The sequence below is a fragment of the Rhizobium sp. 57MFTsu3.2 genome, assembly GCF_012932765.1.
In the GTDB taxonomy this organism is placed as follows: domain Bacteria; phylum Pseudomonadota; class Alphaproteobacteria; order Rhizobiales; family Rhizobiaceae; genus Rhizobium; species Rhizobium altiplani.
In genome coordinates this window covers 218,840-237,765 of sequence record NZ_JDWI01000006.1, presented here as the reverse complement: position 1 = coordinate 237,765, position 18,926 = coordinate 218,840, and the positions used below count along the sequence as shown (strand labels likewise).

General features: G+C 60.3%; 13 protein-coding genes. 7 read left to right on the top strand and 6 right to left on the bottom strand.

Annotated elements, in window-relative coordinates:
• Positions 1-113 precede the first annotated feature (113 nt).
• On the top strand, positions 114-569 hold the full coding sequence (locus AF71_RS09710) for a cytochrome c-type biogenesis protein (protein WP_169681158.1): 456 nt from the start codon (positions 114-116) through the stop codon (positions 567-569).
• Between the two features lie 2 nt (positions 570-571).
• Here the strand turns inward: AF71_RS09710 and AF71_RS09705 are convergent, their stop codons facing one another.
• Positions 572-1,750, bottom strand: a complete 1,179-nt coding sequence (locus AF71_RS09705; RefSeq protein WP_025659903.1) for an MFS transporter — start codon at positions 1,748-1,750, stop codon at positions 572-574.
• A 219-nt stretch (positions 1,751-1,969) separates the two neighbouring features.
• On the opposite strand from AF71_RS09705, the gene AF71_RS09700 reads away from it, so the two are divergent.
• From AF71_RS09700 to AF71_RS09685, 4 genes are all read left to right on the top strand, one after another.
• The gene (locus AF71_RS09700; protein ID WP_062374591.1) at positions 1,970-3,541 is read left to right on the top strand and encodes a Do family serine endopeptidase; all 1,572 of its coding nucleotides are present in this window, start codon (positions 1,970-1,972) and stop codon (positions 3,539-3,541) included.
• Between the two features lie 77 nt (positions 3,542-3,618).
• Positions 3,619-4,365 (top strand): response regulator transcription factor, encoded by a 747-nt coding sequence (locus tag AF71_RS09695; protein WP_025659901.1) that lies wholly within the window; start codon positions 3,619-3,621, stop codon positions 4,363-4,365.
• Complete coding sequence (locus AF71_RS09690; RefSeq protein WP_169681156.1) at positions 4,362-5,783, top strand: ATP-binding protein; 1,422 nt, start codon at positions 4,362-4,364, stop codon at positions 5,781-5,783. Before AF71_RS09695 ends, AF71_RS09690 begins: the two co-directional genes overlap by 4 nt.
• A gap of 117 nt (positions 5,784-5,900) precedes the next feature.
• Entirely contained in the window at positions 5,901-8,858 is a 2,958-nt protein-coding gene (locus AF71_RS09685) for a bifunctional [glutamine synthetase] adenylyltransferase/[glutamine synthetase]-adenylyl-L-tyrosine phosphorylase (RefSeq protein ID WP_169681154.1), read from the top strand.
• Here the strand turns inward: AF71_RS09685 and AF71_RS09680 are convergent.
• From AF71_RS09680 to AF71_RS32120, 3 genes are all read right to left on the bottom strand, one after another.
• The gene (locus AF71_RS09680; protein WP_169681152.1) at positions 8,855-11,173 is read right to left on the bottom strand and encodes a PAS domain-containing sensor histidine kinase; all 2,319 of its coding nucleotides are present in this window, start codon (positions 11,171-11,173) and stop codon (positions 8,855-8,857) included. The two genes, AF71_RS09685 and AF71_RS09680, sit on opposite strands and share 4 nt — an antisense overlap.
• Positions 11,174-11,356: 183 nt before the next feature.
• Positions 11,357-14,005 (bottom strand): aminopeptidase N, encoded by a 2,649-nt coding sequence (pepN, locus tag AF71_RS09675; protein ID WP_169681150.1) that lies wholly within the window; start codon positions 14,003-14,005, stop codon positions 11,357-11,359.
• Positions 14,006-14,175: 170 nt separating this feature from the next.
• A complete protein-coding gene (locus AF71_RS32120) occupies positions 14,176-15,288 on the bottom strand; it encodes a methyl-accepting chemotaxis protein (RefSeq protein ID WP_113471593.1) in 1,113 nt (370 codons plus the stop codon).
• Between the two features lie 280 nt (positions 15,289-15,568).
• Between AF71_RS32120 and AF71_RS09665 the strand changes: the two genes are divergently transcribed.
• Positions 15,569-16,498: a DMT family transporter gene (locus tag AF71_RS09665; RefSeq protein ID WP_026371817.1), complete on the top strand. Its 930-nt coding sequence runs from the start codon at positions 15,569-15,571 to the stop codon at positions 16,496-16,498.
• A 214-nt stretch (positions 16,499-16,712) separates the two neighbouring features.
• On the top strand, positions 16,713-17,561 hold the full coding sequence (locus tag AF71_RS09660; protein WP_169681148.1) for a hypothetical protein: 849 nt from the start codon (positions 16,713-16,715) through the stop codon (positions 17,559-17,561).
• A 95-nt stretch (positions 17,562-17,656) separates the two neighbouring features.
• On the opposite strand, the gene AF71_RS31590 is transcribed toward AF71_RS09660, so the two are convergent.
• On the bottom strand, positions 17,657-17,848 hold the full coding sequence (locus tag AF71_RS31590; RefSeq protein WP_018857476.1) for a hypothetical protein: 192 nt from the start codon (positions 17,846-17,848) through the stop codon (positions 17,657-17,659).
• A 149-nt stretch (positions 17,849-17,997) separates the two neighbouring features.
• A complete protein-coding gene (locus AF71_RS09650) occupies positions 17,998-18,870 on the bottom strand; it encodes a uracil-DNA glycosylase (RefSeq protein WP_018857475.1) in 873 nt (290 codons plus the stop codon).
• Positions 18,871-18,926: the final 56 nt, after the last annotated feature.

Genomic DNA, 18,926 nt, shown 5'->3' with positions numbered 1-18,926 from the left:
GGCGCGGTGATCATGGCGATCGGCGGCTTCGTGTCGCTGAGCGACCGGCGCCTGCGTGTCGGGGCGCCGAACCGCAGGGCAAAGCCGCTGCGTCCTGCCATGGAGCCGGCCGAATGATGAGGCGTCTGCTCCTGGNGATAGCGATAGTTCTGTCGGCCGCGCCGGCCTTTGCCGTCAATCCGGACGAGGTTCTTGCCGATCCGGCGCTCGAGGCGCGCGCCCGGGCGATCTCCGCCGAACTGCGCTGCATGGTCTGCCAGAACCAGTCNATCGACGATTCCAANGCNGANCTTGCCAAGGACCTGCGCCTCCTGGTGCGCGAGCGGCTGACCGATGGCGATACGAACGAGCAGGTGATGAACTACATCGTCTCGCGCTACGGCGAGTTCGTGCTGTTGAAGCCGCGCTTCGAGACGAAGACGATCCTTCTGTGGGGCGCGCCGCTTCTGCTCGCCGTCGCAGGCGGCCTCTCGCTGATCGTCTTCGCACGGAAATGGGTAGGCCGGCCGACGGGCTCCAAGCTGACAGCCGAAGAACAGGCTCGCCTGAGAGAATTGCTCGACGAGTGATCCTACGACCGCCTGTGGAGGCGGCGGCGCACCACAGACGCGACAAGCACCCCCGTGAATGCCAGCACCACACTACCGGCGGCAATAGGTCCTGCCGATGGCGAATAGACGTCCATCATCGCGCCGACCGAGGACGAGCCCGCCGCGCTGCCGACAGCGTAGGCGAGGGCGAAGGCCGCACTTCCCGCGACAAGCGTGTCCCCGGCATAGCGCTCGCCGAGGATCGTCAAGGCGCAGGTGTAGAGCGAAAAACTAGCAGCGCCCATGATGCCGAACATCACCAGGATCGCCGCCTGCGACTGAAGAAACGGGATCGCGATGAAGCTCAGCCCGGCGAGCAGGCCGGAGCAGATGGCGACGCCAAAGCGCGAGGTCTTGTCGAGCAGCCAGCCGACGACAGGTTGGGCAAGCGCGGTCGGCAGCGCGAGCACCGTAACGCTGATGGCGGCGAACGCCTCGGAATAACCGAGCCGGACGAAATAGACGGGCATCGCCGCAATGGCGGCAATGTCGGCGAATGCAAATGCGACCACCATGCAGATCAGCATCGGTGCGCTTCTGACAAACTTGAAGAGCGCTCCCGAGGCGGCCTGCTCGGGAAGCGTCCGTGCTCTCCGGGTAAGGATGATCGTCAGGAAGGCGACGCAGGCGACGTAGACGGCAAGCAGGGCGAAGGCGAAGCCTTGCTCCGTGCCGAAGATCGGGATCACGAGCGGACCCGCGGCAAAGCCACCGCACATGCCGGCGCCGTAGAGACCGGAAACGCGCCCGCGCAGGCGGTCGGGACAGGCGGTGTTGAGCCAGGCCTCGCTCAACATGAAAATCAGGCTGACGAAGAATCCGAGAAAAAGTCGGGCGACGCACCACACCCAGAACGAGTCGAATGTTGCGAAAGTGGAGAGGCTGACGGCACAGCCGATGAGGCCTGCGACGATCAAGCGATCGCCGCGGACTTTTCGCGACAGCCACGTGACCGCAAACGTTGCGACAGCAAGGCCCGCCGCAAAGCAACCGGCGTTGAAGCCGATGAGGCTGGGTGCAACGTTACGATGCTCGAGGACCAGAGAAATCAGCGGGTAGGTCAGTCCCTGTGCAACCGCGAAGGCGGTGACACCGAAGATGACGGCTGCCAGCGCGGCAGTGTCGGGCGCAAAATCCTCCCCCGTGACCACATGGGCCATTGTCTCGTCCTCCTCCGGTTGTGGAAAGGAGGCTTATCGACTCACAGAGCCTTAGTCGAGGGCGAGATTGCTGCACGGATCGCAACGCGTCGTATTGCACATTACGAATTTTTCATCGGTCGGACAGTTCGCAGTAAGGTGTGCCGTCCTATATCTTGCTTCATCACCCGATCTGGTCATCCCGATCCTGTAGATGTTGAAGTCAAAGAAGGTGCACTCATGTTTAAGAATATCAAAGCTCCGTCGCTCAATACCGCGCTGAAGGCTTCGACCGTCGCCGGCCTTGCCGCTGCGGTGTTTGCGACCGGTATTCCCCTCGAAATCACCCGTTCTTATGCCGAAGCCGTAAAGGTTCAGGCCCCGTCTGTTCCTAGCTTCGCGAACGTCGTCGATGCGGTTTCGCCGGCAGTTGTTTCCGTGCGTGTCGAAAACCGTGTCAACCCCGTCGCCGATGACGAGGGCAACGGCTTCGCCTTCGACTTTAATGGCCGTGGTTTCGACGATCTTCCGGATGCCCTGAAGCCTTTCTTCCGCCAGTTCGGTGAGCAAGGTCCGCAGGGCCAGCAGGGCCGTCGTGGTCCGCAGGGTCACCATGGCCCGCAGGATGGCAAGGGCCGTCTGCGTCCGGTTGCCCAGGGCTCGGGCTTCTTCATTTCTGAAGACGGTTACATCGTCACCAACAACCACGTCGTTTCCGACGGCGCGGCATTCGTTGCGGTCATGAACGATGGCACCGAGCTTGATGCCAAGCTGATCGGCAAGGACCCCCGTACGGACCTCGCCGTCCTCAAGGTTGATGGCAAGGGCCGCAAGTTCACCTACGTCAACTGGGCCGATGACAACGGCGTTCGCGTCGGCGACTGGGTTGTCGCTGTCGGTAACCCCTTCGGTCTCGGTGGTACGGTAACGGCCGGTATCGTTTCGGCTCGTGGCCGCGACATCGGCTCCGGCCCGTATGACGACTATCTGCAGGTTGACGCTGCTGTGAACCGCGGCAACTCCGGTGGCCCCACCTTCAATCTCAGTGGCGAAGTCGTCGGCATCAACACCGCGATCTTCTCTCCGTCGGGCGGCAATGTGGGTATTGCGTTTGCCATCCCGGCGTCTACGGCCAAGGATGTCGTTGCTGACCTGATGAAGGACGGCCAGGTATCTCGCGGCTATCTCGGCGTGCAGATCCAGCCCGTCACCAAGGACATCGCCGACTCGCTCGGCCTTTCCGAGGCGAGCGGTGCGCTTGTCGTCTCCGCTCAGGCTGGTACGCCTGGTGAAAAGGCTGGCATGAAGGCAGGTGATGTGGTCACCGCCGTCAACGGCGAAACCGTCAAGGATGCCCGCGACCTCAGCCGCCGTATCGGCGCCATGACGCCCGGCAAGAAGGTCGAGCTCTCCGTCTGGCGTGCCGGCAAGGCTCAGTCTCTGACGGTCGAACTCGGAACGCTGCCCGCCGAACAGAAGGATGCTTCCGCTGACGACGGCGATCAGGCACCGGAAAGCCAGGCTCCTGCTTCCGAAAAGGCTCTGGCTGACCTGGGCTTGACGGTTGGTCCTTCCGAAGACGGCAAGGGTCTGCAGATCACCGGCATCGACCCGGATTCCGACGCGGCCGACAAGGGCATCAAGGAAGGCGAAAAGATTACCTCGGTCAACAACCAGGAAGTCTCCAACGCTGATGATGTCGTCAAGGTCCTGAACCAGGCGAAGAAGGATGGCCGCACGCGGGCACTCTTCCAGATCCAGTCGAAGGAAGGCAGCCGCTTCGTCGCCCTTCCGATCAATGGCCAGGGTTAATCCGCCAACCCTGACATAGGGGGGAGCCGCGCCTTCTGGGCGCGGCTCCCTTTCGTCCATATCCGTAGGTGATCGCAATGACCTCTTCGCAACAGGAAGAAGCTTTGAGCCTTGCCGAAACGCAGCCGGCAGGTAATGTCGACCGCATGAAGATTCTCATTATCGAAGACGATCTCGAAGCAGCGGTCTACCTCACCAAGGCATTTCGTGAGGTTGGCATTGTGGCCGATCACGCGAGCGATGGCGAAAGCGGGCTCTTCATGGGCTCGGAAAACAGCTATGACGTGATCGTCATCGATCGTATGTTGCCGCGCCGCGACGGTTTGTCCGTCATCAGCGAATTGCGCCGCAAGGGAATTCATACGCCGGTTCTCATTCTCTCCGCTCTCGGCCAGGTGGACGACCGCGTGACAGGCCTCAGGGCGGGTGGTGACGACTATCTGCCGAAGCCTTATGCCTTCAGTGAACTTCTTGCTCGTGTCGAGGTGCTTGGCCGCCGCAAGGGCACGCCGGATCAGGACGTTGTCTATCGCGTCGGCGATCTTGAACTGGACCGGCTCGCGCATGAGGTTCGACGCGGTGGCAAGGAAATACCGCTGCAGCCGCGCGAATTCCGCCTCCTCGAATATTTGATGAAGAATGCCGGTCAGGTCGTGACCCGGACGATGCTTCTCGAAAACGTCTGGGACTACCACTTCGATCCTCAGACCAACGTCATCGACGTTCATGTTTCGCGACTGCGGTCGAAGATCGAGAAGGACTTCGCCCAGCCGCTTCTCAAGACCATTCGCGGTGCGGGGTATATGATCAAGGACGAGGGATGAACCGCTTCTGGTTTCTCTTCAAGTCTACGGCAGTCCGCCTCTCGGCACTTTACATCCTGCTCTTCGCCATCTGCGCCGCGACGCTGGTCTTCTATGTGACCGCGATGTCCGAGCGGCTTCTGACCAACCAGATCCGCGAAGCCGTGCAGCAGGAGGTCGATCAGGTCCAGCGGGCCTATGATGCCGGCGGCATGAACCTTCTTCTTCGGACGATGGAGCGTCGCGCGCGCCAGCCCGGTGCCAATCTCTATATCATTGCCGGTCCCTCGGGCGATATCCTCGCCGGTAACGTCGCATCTGTGCAGCCCGGGGTGCTCGATGAGGAGGGGTGGACCTCCTTGCCCTTCACCTATCAGCGTTATGCGGAAAGCGGCATCAGTCGCCGGCACATGGCCGTTGCCAACATCTTCGTGCTGGACAACGGGTTGCGTCTGCTGATCGGCCGCGACCTCGGGGAGCCCGAGGCATTCCGCGGGCTGGTCCGGCAGGCGCTGATGATCGCGCTCGCGATCATGGGTCTCGGGGCGATCATCATCTGGTTCGGCATCGGTCGAAATGCCTTGAAACGCATCGACCGCATGTCCGATGCCAGCAAGAAGATCATGGCTGGCGACCTCTCGCAGCGTCTTCCAGTCGGCGGTTCCGGCGACGAGTTCGATCGCCTGTCTGTTTCACTCAATACGATGCTCGGGCGGATAGAGAAGCTGAACGAGGGATTGCGACAGGTCTCAGACAACATTGCGCACGACCTCAAGACGCCGCTGACGCGGTTGCGCAACAAGGCCGCCGACGCACTGGACACCAAGGACGGCGAGGTTCGACGCGTCGCGCTTGAGGGAATTATATCCGAGTCCGATCAGCTGATCCGTACGTTCAATGCACTGCTGATGATCTCGCGCGTCGAAGCGGGATCGGTCGCCGCAGAAATGTCGGCGGTCGACCTCTCGGCGATCGTGGCAGACAGCACTGAACTCTATGAACCCGTCGCCGACGAAGCCGGGTTGGTGCTCACATCATCGATCCAGCCGGATATCGAGGTGCAGGGCAACCGCGAGCTAATCGGCCAGGCGATTTTCAATCTCATCGACAATGCCATCAAATATTCCTCGGATGCCGAGGGCCACGGCGATATCGCGCTGAAGCTGCTCCGCCGGGCCGATGGCATTTGCCTCTCAGTCGCTGATCATGGGTCGGGAATCCCGGCCGAGAAGCGGGAGGATGTGCTGAAGCGCTTCGTGCGGCTGGATGAAAGCCGCTCCAAGCCCGGCACCGGCCTTGGCCTCTCCTTGGTCGAGGCGGTGATGGAACTGCACGGCGGGAAGCTGGAACTGTCCGATACCGATCCGCAAAATCAGGAAAAGCGCGGCCTCACGGTCAGTATGATCTTTCCGGTGAATAGCTCTCCGCGAACACGTTGACTACTGATTGAATTCTGTGTTGGCCATCGCTGCCACAGACCCTAGGTTAGATTCCAGTTGCCGGAAGTTCTGTGATTCTCCCCGGCGGTTCTCGGTTCTGTTCGCCAGGGAGGGTGCATGCTGACGGGTTCGAGGCATAGCCTTGTGGAAGTAGCCGACGGGCTGCTGAAACCGCTGAACAAGAGCGAGTTGAAGCTTGCCCAGACGGATCTTCAGAAGATCGGCAAAAGCGAACCTGCCGTGGCGGAGATGCTCAAGGCGGACGGCACGCTTCGCGACTTCATCACAACCGCACTGACCTTGTCTCCCTATCTACGCGAGATTGCGAACATCGATACGGCAATCGTCGCAACTGCGATTTCGGAGCCGTTGGAACCGCGCATCGAGGCGATGATCGCGGAGGCGCGTTCCTGCTGGAAGCCGGCAGCAAATGGCGAGGCGCCGAGCGAAGCGGAAGTCATGAGCCGCCTGCGCATCATCAAGCGCAAGGTCGCTTTCCTCGTCGCCCTGGCGGATCTGGCCCGGATTTTCGACGGTCGCGTGACGACCGGCTGGTTGAGCCGGCTCGCAGAAGCATCCGTCAGCGCGGCGATCGATCACCTTCTGCTTGCTGCTCACGATGGGGGCAAGGTAACGCTTAAGGACGTGACCGCGCCCGGTGAGGGCTCGGGGCTGATCGTTCTTGGCATGGGCAAGCTCGGCGCATCGGAGCTCAATTACTCATCGGATATCGATCTGGTCGTGTTCTTTGACGAACAGGCGGGGATCGTCGCAGATCCTGATGACGCGATCGAGATCTTTCCGCGTCTGATGCGGCGGCTCGTACGGATCATGCAGGAACGGACCGCCGATGGATACGTCTTCCGCACCGACTTGCGGCTGCGGCCGGATCCGGGATCGACGCCGCTTGCCATCTCGTTCGATGCGGCAATGATCTATTATGAGGGCAGAGGGCAGAACTGGGAACGTGCCGCTTTCATCAAGGCACGGGCGGTCGCTGGCGATATCCAAGCCGGCGAGCAGTTCCTGCGCGGGCTGGTTCCGTTCGTCTTTCGCAAGTATCTCGACTACGCTGCTATCGCCGACATCCATTCCATCAAGCGGCAGATCCATGCGCACAAGGGATATGGCGCAATCGCGGTCAAGGGCCATAACGTAAAGCTCGGTCGTGGCGGCATCCGCGAGATCGAATTCTTCGCGCAAACGCAGCAGTTGATCGCCGGCGGCCGGATGCCGGCACTTCGTTGCCGCGGTACCGAAGAGACGTTGGCGGAGCTGACAAAAGCGAAATGGATCGACGAGGAGACGCGCGACGAGCTGACCGAGGCCTATTGGTTCCTTCGCGACGTCGAGCATCGAATTCAGATGGTGCACGACGAGCAAACCCATCTTTTACCCGAGACCGAAACCGATCTGAAGCGCATCGCCTTCATGATGGGGTTCGACGACACGCCGAGTTTTGCCACGCGCCTGGTCGAGGTCTTCAAGACGGTCGAGCGGCGCTATGCCCGCTTGTTCGAACAAGAGACCAAGCTTTCAACAGAAACGGGCAATCTGGTGTTCACCGGTCAGGCCGACGATCCCGATACGCTGAACACGCTGCGCAAGCTCGGCTTCGAGCGCCCGTCCGACATTTCTCGCGTTATCCGCACATGGCACTACGGTCGCTACAAGGCGACGCAATCCGTGGAGGCACGCGAACGGCTGACTGAACTGACACCGGAGCTGCTGCGCGTGTTCGGGGAAAGCAACCGCGCCGACGAAGCGATCCTGCGCTTCGACAGCTTTCTCTCCGGCCTGCCCTCCGGCATTCAGCTGTTTTCGCTCCTTGGCAGCAACCCGGCGCTTTTGTCGCTCATCGTCAACATCATGTCCTCGGCGCCGAAGCTGGCAGAGGTCATTGCCGCCAAGCCGCATGTGTTCGACGGCATGCTTGATCCCGGCCTGATGGCGGAATTACCGACGCGATCCTATCTCGCCGAACGCATACGCGGCTTTCTCGCGCCCGCGCGGTACTATGAGGAGGTGCTCGATCGACTGCGCATCTTCGCGGACGAACAGCGCTTCCTCATCGGCATCCGGCTGTTGACCGGCGCGATCCGAGGCGCCATGGCCGGCCGCGCCTTCACTCATCTGGCCGATCTCGTCCTTGAGGCAGTGCTCGATGCCGTCATGAAGGAGATCAGGACGGCACATGGCGATTTTCCGGGTGGTCGTGTGGCTGTGGTCGGTATGGGTAAGCTCGGGACCTTCGAACTCACTGCAGGTTCCGACATCGATATCATCCTGCTCTATGATTACGACGATGAAGCCGCCGAATCATCGGGCCCCAAGCCTCTGGACTCGACGCGCTATTTCACCCGCATCACCCAGCGGCTGATTTCGGCGCTCTCGGCGCCGATGGCGGAGGGCGTGCTCTATGAGGTCGACATGCGCCTCAGGCCCTCGGGAAACAAGGGGCCGGTCGCCACCCGCATCAAGTCCTTCGAAAAGTATCAGCGCGAGGAAGCCTGGACCTGGGAGCATATGGCTCTGACGCGTGCCCGCCTCGTGTGCGGCGACAAGGAATTGATCAAGGAGGCTGAGCGGATCATCGCAGACGTGCTTCGTTCGAAGACCGACGCAGAGAAGATCGCCAAGGACGTGTCGGAGATGCGGGCCCTGATTGAGCAGGAAAAACCGCCGGCCAGCATCTGGGACCTGAAGCTCATTCCGGGCGGCTTGATCGACATCGAATTCATCGCGCAGTATCTGCGGCTCGTGGCCTCCACCAAAGGCATCGCCATCGAGGAGGACGACTTCAATACGGCAGGGCAGGTGAAGTTAGTCGGCGCGGAGCTGATGGACCGCGATGATATGGAACTCTGCCTAGCGACACTGTCGCTCTATACCGATATCTCACAGCTCATCCGCCTATGTATCGATGGCTTGTTCGAGCCGAAGGAGGCGCCGGCGGGCCTCATTGATCTTGTCTGCCGGGCAGCCGATTGCCCTGACATCAAGACGCTTGAGGGAGAGATCAAACGGCTCTCGAAAGCCATCAGGAAAGTATTCCAGATAGTTGTGAAAACTTAGCGGTCGCCGTTCGGGATGTGCAGGGAAATGACGGTGCCGATCGCCTCGCGCGAACGGATTTTCATTTTCCCGCCTTGAAGGATCGTCAGCGACCGCGAGATCGCGAGACCGAGGCCAGAGCCTCCCTTGCTTTTCGCGTACTGGTTTTGCACCTGTTCGAAAGGCTGGCCGATCTTGCCGAGCGCCGCGCGAGGGATGCCGATGCCGGTGTCGGCAATCGTCAGCATGACGCCGCTGCTGGTACGACGCGTGCGCACGGCGATGTGACCGCCTTCGTTGGTGAACTTCACGGCGTTGGAGAGCAGGTTCAGCAGGATCTGCTTCATGGCACGGCGATCGGCGGTCAACCGCATTCCATCGCAAAGGCGCTGTTCGACGAAGATGTTCTTTTGGGCGGCCGGGATTGCTGTGAAGCGAAGGCTTTCCTCGATGAGCGGCGCGAGATCGATCGTCTCGCACTCGAGCTTCATGTGGCCGGCCTCGATCTTCGACATGTCGAGAATGTCGCTGATGACGTTCAGGAGATGCTTGCCGCTGTCGTGAATGTCGCGGGCATATTCGTTGTACTTCGACGAGCCGAGCGGACCGAACATCTGATCCTGCAGGATCTCCGAAAAACCGAGGATTGCGTTGAGCGGCGTGCGAAGTTCGTGGGACATGTTTGCCAGGAACTCGCTCTTCGCACGGTTGGCGCCTTCCGCGCGCTCCTTCTCGAGCAGGTAGTTGGAGTTGGCGACAGAAAGGGCCGCCTTCTGGCTTTCCAGCGTCTGGCGGGAAGCGGAGAGGTCTCCGATCGTCGCCATGAGACGGCGTTCGGAGTCGCGCAGGCGCTCCTGGTTGCGCTTGAGCAGCGTAATGTCGGTGCCGACCGAAACCATGCCGCCGTCGCGCGTACGGCGCTCGTTGATCTGCAGCCAGCGCTCGTCGGCAAGCTGTACTTCGGTTGTGCGGGAATAACCGGAGCCATCTGCGTCGGCGATACGGCGTTCGATCACGGGGCGCGCGGCGGCAGCATTGACGACTGTGCGCTCGGTGCCGGGGACCAAGACGCTATCGGGAAGTCCGTACGCCTGCTGGAAGTGCGCGTTGCACATGACGAGGCGGTCGTTCTTGTCCCAGAGCACGAAGGCTTCCGATGTGCATTCGATGGCGTCGGCCAGTCGCTGATCGGCCTCGGCATAGCGCTGGGCGAGGCGATGCTGCTCGGTCACGTCCATCGCGATACCGATCATGTGGACGCGGCCGGAATTGGTGCGGATCACCTGCGCGCGAGCCCGCATCCAGACATAATGGCCGCCGGCATGCCGCATGCGGAAGATCTGGTCGACCTGGCCCGCATCACCGCGAGCGATTGACCGGGCGATTTCGTAGACGCCGCCGTCATCCGGATGCATCAGGCGGGCGGCATCGCTGAAGCACATCGTCCGGTCCGAGCCGGGAAGCCCAAGCATTTCGTACATCGAGCGCGACCAGTAAAATTCGCGGCGGTCGAAATCGAAGTCCCAGAGCCCACAGCGCCCGCGCGACAGCGCGGTTTCGACGCGAAGGTTCGACTCCAGAAAGGTATCGTCGGCATCGCGGGCGCGCTTCACCTGCATATAGTAGGCGTAGAGGATGACGAGCAGGATCGAGGAGATGCCTGCGAAGAGGGTCACGTTCAGCGTGACCTCGTCTCGCCAGAGCTTGCTGATCCGCTCCAACGACGTTGCCGCGATGACATAGCCGCCGGAGTTGCCGATGAGCGTGATTTCCGCGTAGTGCGGAAGCCCGCTGATTGTTGTCTCGATGACGCCAGCGCGATCGCCGAACCGGCGAACCGCCGAGATCTCTGAGAAGAAATCGCCGACGCTGGCGCCGAGGTAAGCCGAGCCGGCGGCAGTTGCGGCAAACACCTTGCCGCTTGGCTGCACGAGCAGCACGAACGCATCGTCATCCAGGCGGTCCTGCGGAAGGAAGCGCGCCAGCCGAGCCTGCGCCTGCGCGGCATCCGCGGTTTCGAAGATCCGGTTGGCATCGGCGAAGGCCGCGGCGGCGGTCGCGGCGGCAAGCGCGGTGGAGTGACGGGCAGCGGCTTCTGTCCGCCCGTATTCGGAGACCATTCCAAAGAAGTGTGACGCGGCTACAACCGTAAGGAAGGCTACGATCAGGATCGGAATAATTCGCTTCAGGACGATTTCGACCTGCGACAGGCTGCGCGAAGATGATGAAGTCATGGCGGAGCGGCGGACTGAAAAGCTGTCCCGCCAGGCCAGGAGGCCGTCGAAATCGACACGCAGCCGTCCCTCGGCTGCGGTTGCCCGCCGCACGTTCATCATCTCTTCAGCCTTGATCCCTCGTGTGATTCGCAGCGCCGCTCGCCCGAACCTAACTCAATGAATCACTGGTGATTCGCCTTGTCCAGAGGAAAAGGTAAAAATCTGTTAACCGATTCTAGATGCTGAATTTTCTTTGGCGGTCAGAAGGTCGCTGCGACCAGCGCAGCGGCCTTCGACAGCAAATCACCCTTTCAGGGTGCGTTCCACGATGTCACGGACGTCGGTCGAGAGCTCCGCGGCGCGTTCGATTTCCAGCAGGGCAGCGCGGGCATGGTCCTGTCGAACCGGCTCCAGGGAGCGCCAGGAACGCATCGACGTCAGAATGCGCGCGGCCAACTGAGGGTTGCGCCGGTCGATGTCGAGAATCTCGCGTGCGAGGAAGCGGTAGCCCTCTCCATCGGCCCGACCGAAGCCTGTCGGATTGGCAAAAGCGTAGGCGCCGACCAATGAACGGACGCGATTGGGGTTAGTCCTCGTGAACAGAGGGTTCTCCATGAGCTTCAGCACCCGATCGAGCGTGCCGCCGCCTGGTATCGTTGCCTGCACCGAAAACCATTTGTCGATGACCAGGGCGTTCTCGGAGAACCGATCCCGGAAGGTCGACAACGCTTCGGCAGCTTCCGCGCTGTCTGGGAAACGGTGCGCAAGGACCGTCAGCGCATGCAACAGGTCGGTCATGTTGTTGGCGGCATCGAAGGCAGCCTTGGCGCGTACCGGCGAATTCTCGGCATAGGAGAGGTAGGTCAGCGCGGCGTTGCGCAGGGCGCGGCGACCCGCGCTCTTTGCGTCCGGGCTGAAGGTGCCGGGCGTCGTCATCGAGTCATAGAGTGCAGCGAAAGTGTCGCGTCCGGCGTCGGCAACCTGTTTCATGACTGCCTGGCGGCCGGCGTGGATTGCGTCCGGATCGTTATTGCCCCCGAGTTCGCGGGCAATATCGGCTTCGCTGGGCAGCGCCAGGGCCTGGGCGCGGAAGGCGGGTTCCAGACTCTCGTCAGCCGCCGCGGCGATGAGGCTGTCGACGAAGGTTGTCTCACAACCGACGGGGTTTCCTTCCCGTGCATCGCGAGCCGCCTTCAAAAGGTTCGGAAGTGCAAGGTCCGTCAGGGCCTGCCAGCGCGCGAAATGGTCCGTCTCATGGCGGGCGAGCAGCGCCAGGTCGGCAGGCGACTGGTCGAAATGGAGATTGATGGGAGCCGAGAAGCTGCGATTGATCGAGACCACCGGTCGCGTCTGGATCCCGTGGAATACTGCCGTTTGGGTGCGCTCTGTGAGATGCAGAATGGCGCCGGTATATTCCGCACTTTCAACGGAAGTCGGCGCTATGGCTGCTCCATCCTCCGCAAAAAGTTGCAGGTTCAGCGGAATGTGCATCGGCTGCTTGTCGGACTGACCCGGGGTTGCAGGGATCATTTGCTCGAGCGAGAGGCTGAAGGCTTTTGCGGCAGCATCGTAACAGCCGGAAGCCGTAACCAGCGGCGTGCCGGCCTGATGGTACCACAGTGAGAATTGTGTGAGATCGCGCCCGCTGGCGTCCTCGAAGCATTTCACAAAGTCCTCGATCGTGACAGCCTGGCCATCATGACGGTCGAAGTAGAGGTCCATGCCCTTCTTGAACGTCTTCTTGCCAAGCAGCGTCGCGATCATTCGCGTGACTTCGCTGCCCTTCTCGTAGACGGTTGTCGTATAGAAGTTATTGATTTCACGGTATTTTGTCGGTCGAACAGGATGTGCGAGCGGGCCTGCATCCTCTGGGAACTGCTCGGATTTCAGGTGGCGGACCTCGGCGATGCGCTTGACCGGGCGCGAGCGCTGGTCGGCCGAGAACTCGTGATCACGAAAGACGGTCAGGCCTTCCTTCAGGCACAGCTGGAACCAGTCGCGGCAAGTGATGCGGTTGCCGGTCCAGTTGTGGAAGTACTCGTGGGCGATGATCGCTTCGATGTTGGCGTAGTCGCTATCCGTGGCCGTTTCCGGATCGGCAAGGACGTACTTGTCGTTGAAGACGTTGAGGCCCTTGTTCTCCATCGCGCCCATGTTGAAGTCGGAGACGGCGACGATCATGAAGATGTCGAGATCATATTCGCGCCCGAAGACCTCTTCGTCCCACTTCATCGAACGCTTTAGTGCGTCCATCGCGTAAGCGGCGCGCGGCTCTTTGCCGTGCTCGACATAGATCTTCAGGGCGACCTCGCGACCGGACATCGTCGTGAACGTATCTTCGATGACGCCGAGATCGCCGGCGACCAGCGCAAAGAGATAGCTCGGCTTAGGATGCGGATCGAACCAGGCGGCGAAGTGCTTGCCTTCGCCATAGCCAGCACCCCCGAGGAAATTGCCGTTCGACAGCAGCAGCGGGTTGGCGGCCTTCTCGGCAATGATGTTGACGGTGTAAGGCGCCAGAACATCGGGGCGGTCCTGGAAATAGGTGATCCGCCGGAAGCCTTCAGCCTCGCACTGCGTGCAATAGATACCGCCGGTGCGGTAAAGGCCCATCAGTTTCGTATTGGCTTCGGGGTTGATGATCGTAGTGATCGTCAGCTCGAACGGTTCTGATGCGGGTAGATCGCGGACCGTCAGGCTTTCCGGCGTTGCCGTGTATTGGTCGGCCGGCATTTCCAACTGATCGAACAGCAGGCCGGAAAGCGTCAGTTCATCGCCGTCGAGCATCAGCGGAGCCTTGGGATCGACACCCTCGCGGCGATGGAAAATCAGTCGTGCTTCAACCTTGGTTTCAGTGGGATCGAGCTCGAAGGTCAGATCCACGCGTTCCAGAACGAATTCGGTGGGCTGGTAGTCTGCCAGATTGATGACCTGGCCGGTATCTGTACGCATGGTGTTCCCTGAAGACCTTGAGCGGATGAGTGCTTCGTACGCAGAGTAGGCACTCCGCCACAAATTTTGACGGGCATCTTTACACCAAAGTCTGAACCAAAGTTAAAGCGAAATCGCGGCAACGGCAGATTTGGAGGATCTCGGAACGGCCAAATCTAGGCGGTCCGTGACTAGGATTTTAGGTTGAGGGTTGCCCTTATCGCCTCATCGTCTTCAGTCCGCTGAACGACGACGCCATGCCAGCCCAAGCCATCGTAATCCTCGTAGCCGAGTGTCCGGGCGAAAGCGACAATTGAGCCGTTGTTATCATAGTAGCTACCGCGGGCCGTACCTGCCTGGTTCTGAAGCGCAAAATGGCTGAAGAGAAGGTTGGGATTGCTGGAGGCGATGATCCTGTTTGATCCATCGAGCAACATCACGGTCGTTTTCTCTGCTATCTGCGGAGGCAGGTTGGCTTCGGTTTCGACGATCGCCTGTCCCTGCTTCTGCCAGTCAAAATACACACCCAGTGTTCCGAGAGTTTTGCCGTGGAGCGTGCCACCCTCGCGCACTGCCGTTGCATAGACAAGGGCGGTGCGGTTGCCATGCAGATGGCTGTCGCGGACATCGTCGACGATGTAGTCGTCTCCCGACGCGCAGCGTACGGATGCTTGGAACCAGCCGTCGCCTGCAAGCGATCTTCCGGCGGTCTTGCGCTCAAATTCAGGGTTTGCCGAGGCGATCACCTGACCTGAGGCATCTGTCAAAACGAGGTCGAGATAGACGGTGTAGAAGCGATTGATGACCCCAAGTCGTTGGGCAGCGAAGGTCGCCCTTTCCTTTGTCGGCTCCTGCAGCGCCTGCCAAAGCGCGGCATCGGTCGCCCACCACCGCACGTCGGCGGTTCGCTCGAAGAGATTGCGGACGATCAGTTGCACGAGAGTTTGGGCGAGATCGGTAAGCCTTACGCCCTCCATCTCGTTCACGAGCGCTTCCGCCATGACGCGGGAATGCCCGATACGCCCAATGACGTTGCCTTCGAATTTCCCTGAAATGTCGCTTGCGACCTGTGCCAGCCGCTGCACCTCGTTGGCAACGACAGCAAAACCTTTCCCGGCTTCGCCGGCGCGGGCGGCTTCGATCAACGCATTGATTGCAAGAAGCTTGATCTGCTTGACCACATGCGAGTTCGCGGCGCTGAAACTTTCAAGATCGGTGCCGATTCCCTCCGTTACCGCACGCATCAGCCGCGGTGTGGCGGTCAACCGTTGCTGATCGTTGTCCCTGGATTTGAGCTGCGTCATGGAAATTGCCCCGATAGCGATGCAAGCTGAGAGAAAGAGGACTGAAATATCGGCCAATCAATGCGATTCTATGGTTTCCGAAGCGTTAAGGCGGACACTCATCGGATGAACATTTTTGGGCACATCTCAGATTTGATGAAAATTTGTGCGATCCGATTGATTGAGCATCGAAATTTTCCGATTTTCTATCTGTTCATTCGGCCCGGCGACTGTCACAGTCGAGATGTGCCGAGTCTGGCGCGTCCTCCTGCCTCCAAACAGCAATCCAAGAGTTCAAGACATGCGGTCGGCTACGGGAAACCCGATGAGGGGTATTGCGTTCAAGGTTGGCTCGGTGGTTGTTTTCCTGGCAATGCAGACCTTCATCAAGCTCGCCGGCAGTGACATCCAGCCGGGGCAGGTGACGTTCTGCCGCTCCTTCTTCGCACTGTTTCCCATCATGGCTTATCTTGCCTATCGCGGCCAGTTGCGATCGGCATTCTATACGGCCAATCCGATCGGTCATCTGAAGCGGGGAACGCTCGGCATCATATCAATGGGGCTCGGCTTCTATGGGCTGCTGCACCTGCCGCTGCCGGAAGCCATTGCACTTGGCTACGCGATGCCGCTTGTCGCCGTGATCTTCGCAGCTGTGTTTCTCGGGGAAACTGTCCGAATCTACCGCTGGAGCGCCGTACTTTTCGGGATTGTCGGCGTGGCCATCATATCGTGGCCGAAACTGACCCTTTTCCGTGAGGGCGGGATCCATGCCGAGCAGGCGATTGGCGCGCTAACGGTGTTGCTGGCTTCGGTGCTCGGCGGCATGGCGATGATTCAGGTGCGACGATTGGTCGAGGAAGAGAAGACCGCCACGATCGTCCTCTATTTTTCGATCACCGCCACGGTGTTCTCACTCGTGACAGTGCCGTTCGGCTGGCAGGTCCTTGATCTGGCGCCGCAATTGTTTCTCATCTTGGCCGGCTTCTGTGGGGGCGTGGCGCAGATCCTGTTGACGGAGAGCTACCGGCACGCTGATGTCTCGACGGTTGCGCCGTTCGAGTACACATCGATCGTCATCGGCGGTGTCATCGCGTATTTCGTGTTCGGCGATATCCCAAGCGGGGCCACACTCCTGGGGACAGCAATTGTCGTGGCGGCCGGAATATTTATCATCTACCGCGAGCACCAGTTGGATCTGGAGCGCCGTGGGGCACGGCAGGCCGGATCCTGAAGGCCGCCTGCAATCGCAGCTTTGTGACGACGCAACGGAAGTTCTCGCGTTTTGCGGGAGAAATTCAAACGAAATAGTGAACGACATCCGAACAGTTCTTGCGTCTTATGAACTTGACGAAGCATCATTTATTCGCAAATGCGCATGTTATGGGCTGGTCGGACGTCCTGGTGCCTGGGGAGTGCCGACGCCGGATACGCGCGTCGGGAGAAAAATGCCTCTTAGTGCCGAAGACTTGGTTGCGAACCCGAAGTTCATCCTGGCCCTCCGCTTCCATGCGGGGCGTATGCGCGGCATGTTCAACACCGGCCCGCGATTGGCGCGTTTGCTTGCTTCACAACAACGCTGGTTGCTGACGCAGACTGCCTATGCGCTTGCCATGGAGCGCAATCCCGCAGATTCCACGTCGGGCTTCACGGCGGTTCGGCTGACGCGCGAGATCACATCGCACAAGGTGGCCAGCCGCAACACGGTGTTGAGCTTTATCGACGAACTCGTCACCTACCGCTTCATCGCCTATGCACCAGGAGCCGAGCGCCGACGTCCCCGCCAGTTCGAGCCGACGGAAATCAGTCATCAGGCGATGTTTGGCTGGTTGGTCTCCAATCTGGGCGCTCTCGATCTGTTGGACGGCGGAAGCCGGGTTGCCCATGTTGAGGCTCACCCGGAACTGGTCCGCGTCATGCAGCCGCGAATTGCACTCAATTGCCTCCAGGATCCCCAGTGGAGAGAGCCCCCAGAGCATGTGGCGCTCTTCCAGTGGAACGACGCTGGCGGACTGATCGTCGATCATCTTGTCTCGCGGATCGATCTGGACGGCGACGATCCCGAGCGCGTCGTGGTCGGTCATGTTGACAGTCGCGCACTGGCGGCGGATTTCATGATATCGCGTACGCACTTGCAGCGGCTTTTCGCCAAGGCGGCGCAGCAAGGATGCATTGGTTGGGATACGATCGACAAGAAACCCGTGCTCTGGATGTCGCGTTCGTTTGTCGAGCAATACAGTCGGTGGCAAGCGATCAAGTTCGCCTATGTGGACGACGCGTTCCGCTGCGAGGCGTGATGCCCACGAGGCGCGCGGCCCCTCGAGGATCCAGGTCGGTGAGAATTGCTCAGGCAGGCAACGCGACAAGAGGCCAGCAAATGCCAGCCTCGGCCTCAGTATTGCTGAAAGTCCGCAAAGATCATGGCGGGACGCGCGATGCGCCCGCTGGCGCCAGTCCCGCGAGCAACCATTTGCTCGTTCGTGGCGAAGCCAATGCGGCTGTAGCTTTGCGTTGTGCGGCCTTGCTCGCTAGCAAGGCGAAGGGTTTCAAACCCACAGTGTATAGGACGAAAACGTGCAGTCATTGCCTTGGTTCCTGTTGATTCCTCCCAAGACACAGCAATATATTGCACTGCAACATGAACTTTTCAATGCATTAGAATAAACGGCAGATATGCGAAAAACGCATAGGTGTTTTCACAAAAGATTTGTATTTGCCTATTTTCAGGGCACGTCAGAGCGCTGCCAGTTTGGCCTGAAAAGCCAAAAGATCGTTCCAGGCCAATCGTTTGTTGACTGGTGCCGTCAATAGATCCTGAGGGTGCAATGTCGCAATCGCAGGAATAATGCGGTTTCCGACCGCAATCTCTCGCCATTGCCCGCGCAACCCGTGAATCGTATCGGTTTCGCCAAAAAAGACCCTGGCGGCAAAGTTGCCGAGTACGAGAATCGCCTTCGGCTCGGCAAGAGCAATCTGCCGCTCGATGAAAGGACGGCAAATATCCATTTCGGCGGTCGACGCAATGCGATTGCCCGGTGGTCGCCAGGGAATGACCTGCGTCAGCAATATGGCGTCGCGCTGCAGACCGATTGCCCCGAGCATCTTGTCGAGCAGTTGGCCAGGCCGTCCGGAGAAGGGCTGGCCTTCACGATCATCGTCCGCCCCTGGCGCCGAACCGATCACCATGATCCCGCTGGCCGCATCACCGCTGGCGAAGATCGTCGAGCGTGCGCTGTGCTTGAGATTGCATCCGTTGAATGCCTCGAGCGCCGTTTTCAGTTCCTGAAGCGAACGGGCGCTCTCGGCGGCGAAGCGTGCCTGCTGCACGGCCTCGCCATCCGGGATCGAAGGCTGCGGCCGCTGGGCTGCACGCTCGGGGGCGGGAGCGTTCCTTTGTGTGGTCTGAGCCGCCGGGCGGGCCGTGGACTCCCGAACGTCAGCAGTCTGCGGCGAAGGGACCGTGCTTCGCCTTGCCGCTTTCATTGCCTCGAACTCAGCAAAGCGATCGACAGCTTCCTCCTCGAGCAGCCATTCCACGCCGGCTTCGGCATGGAAATGCAGAAGCGCGGCGAGTTCGCCCGGAGAGAGTTCGCTGACGGAGATCATAACGGTGACCTTAGCGAAGCCGAGACGTCAATGAAAGAGCACGATAGGCGGGAGAC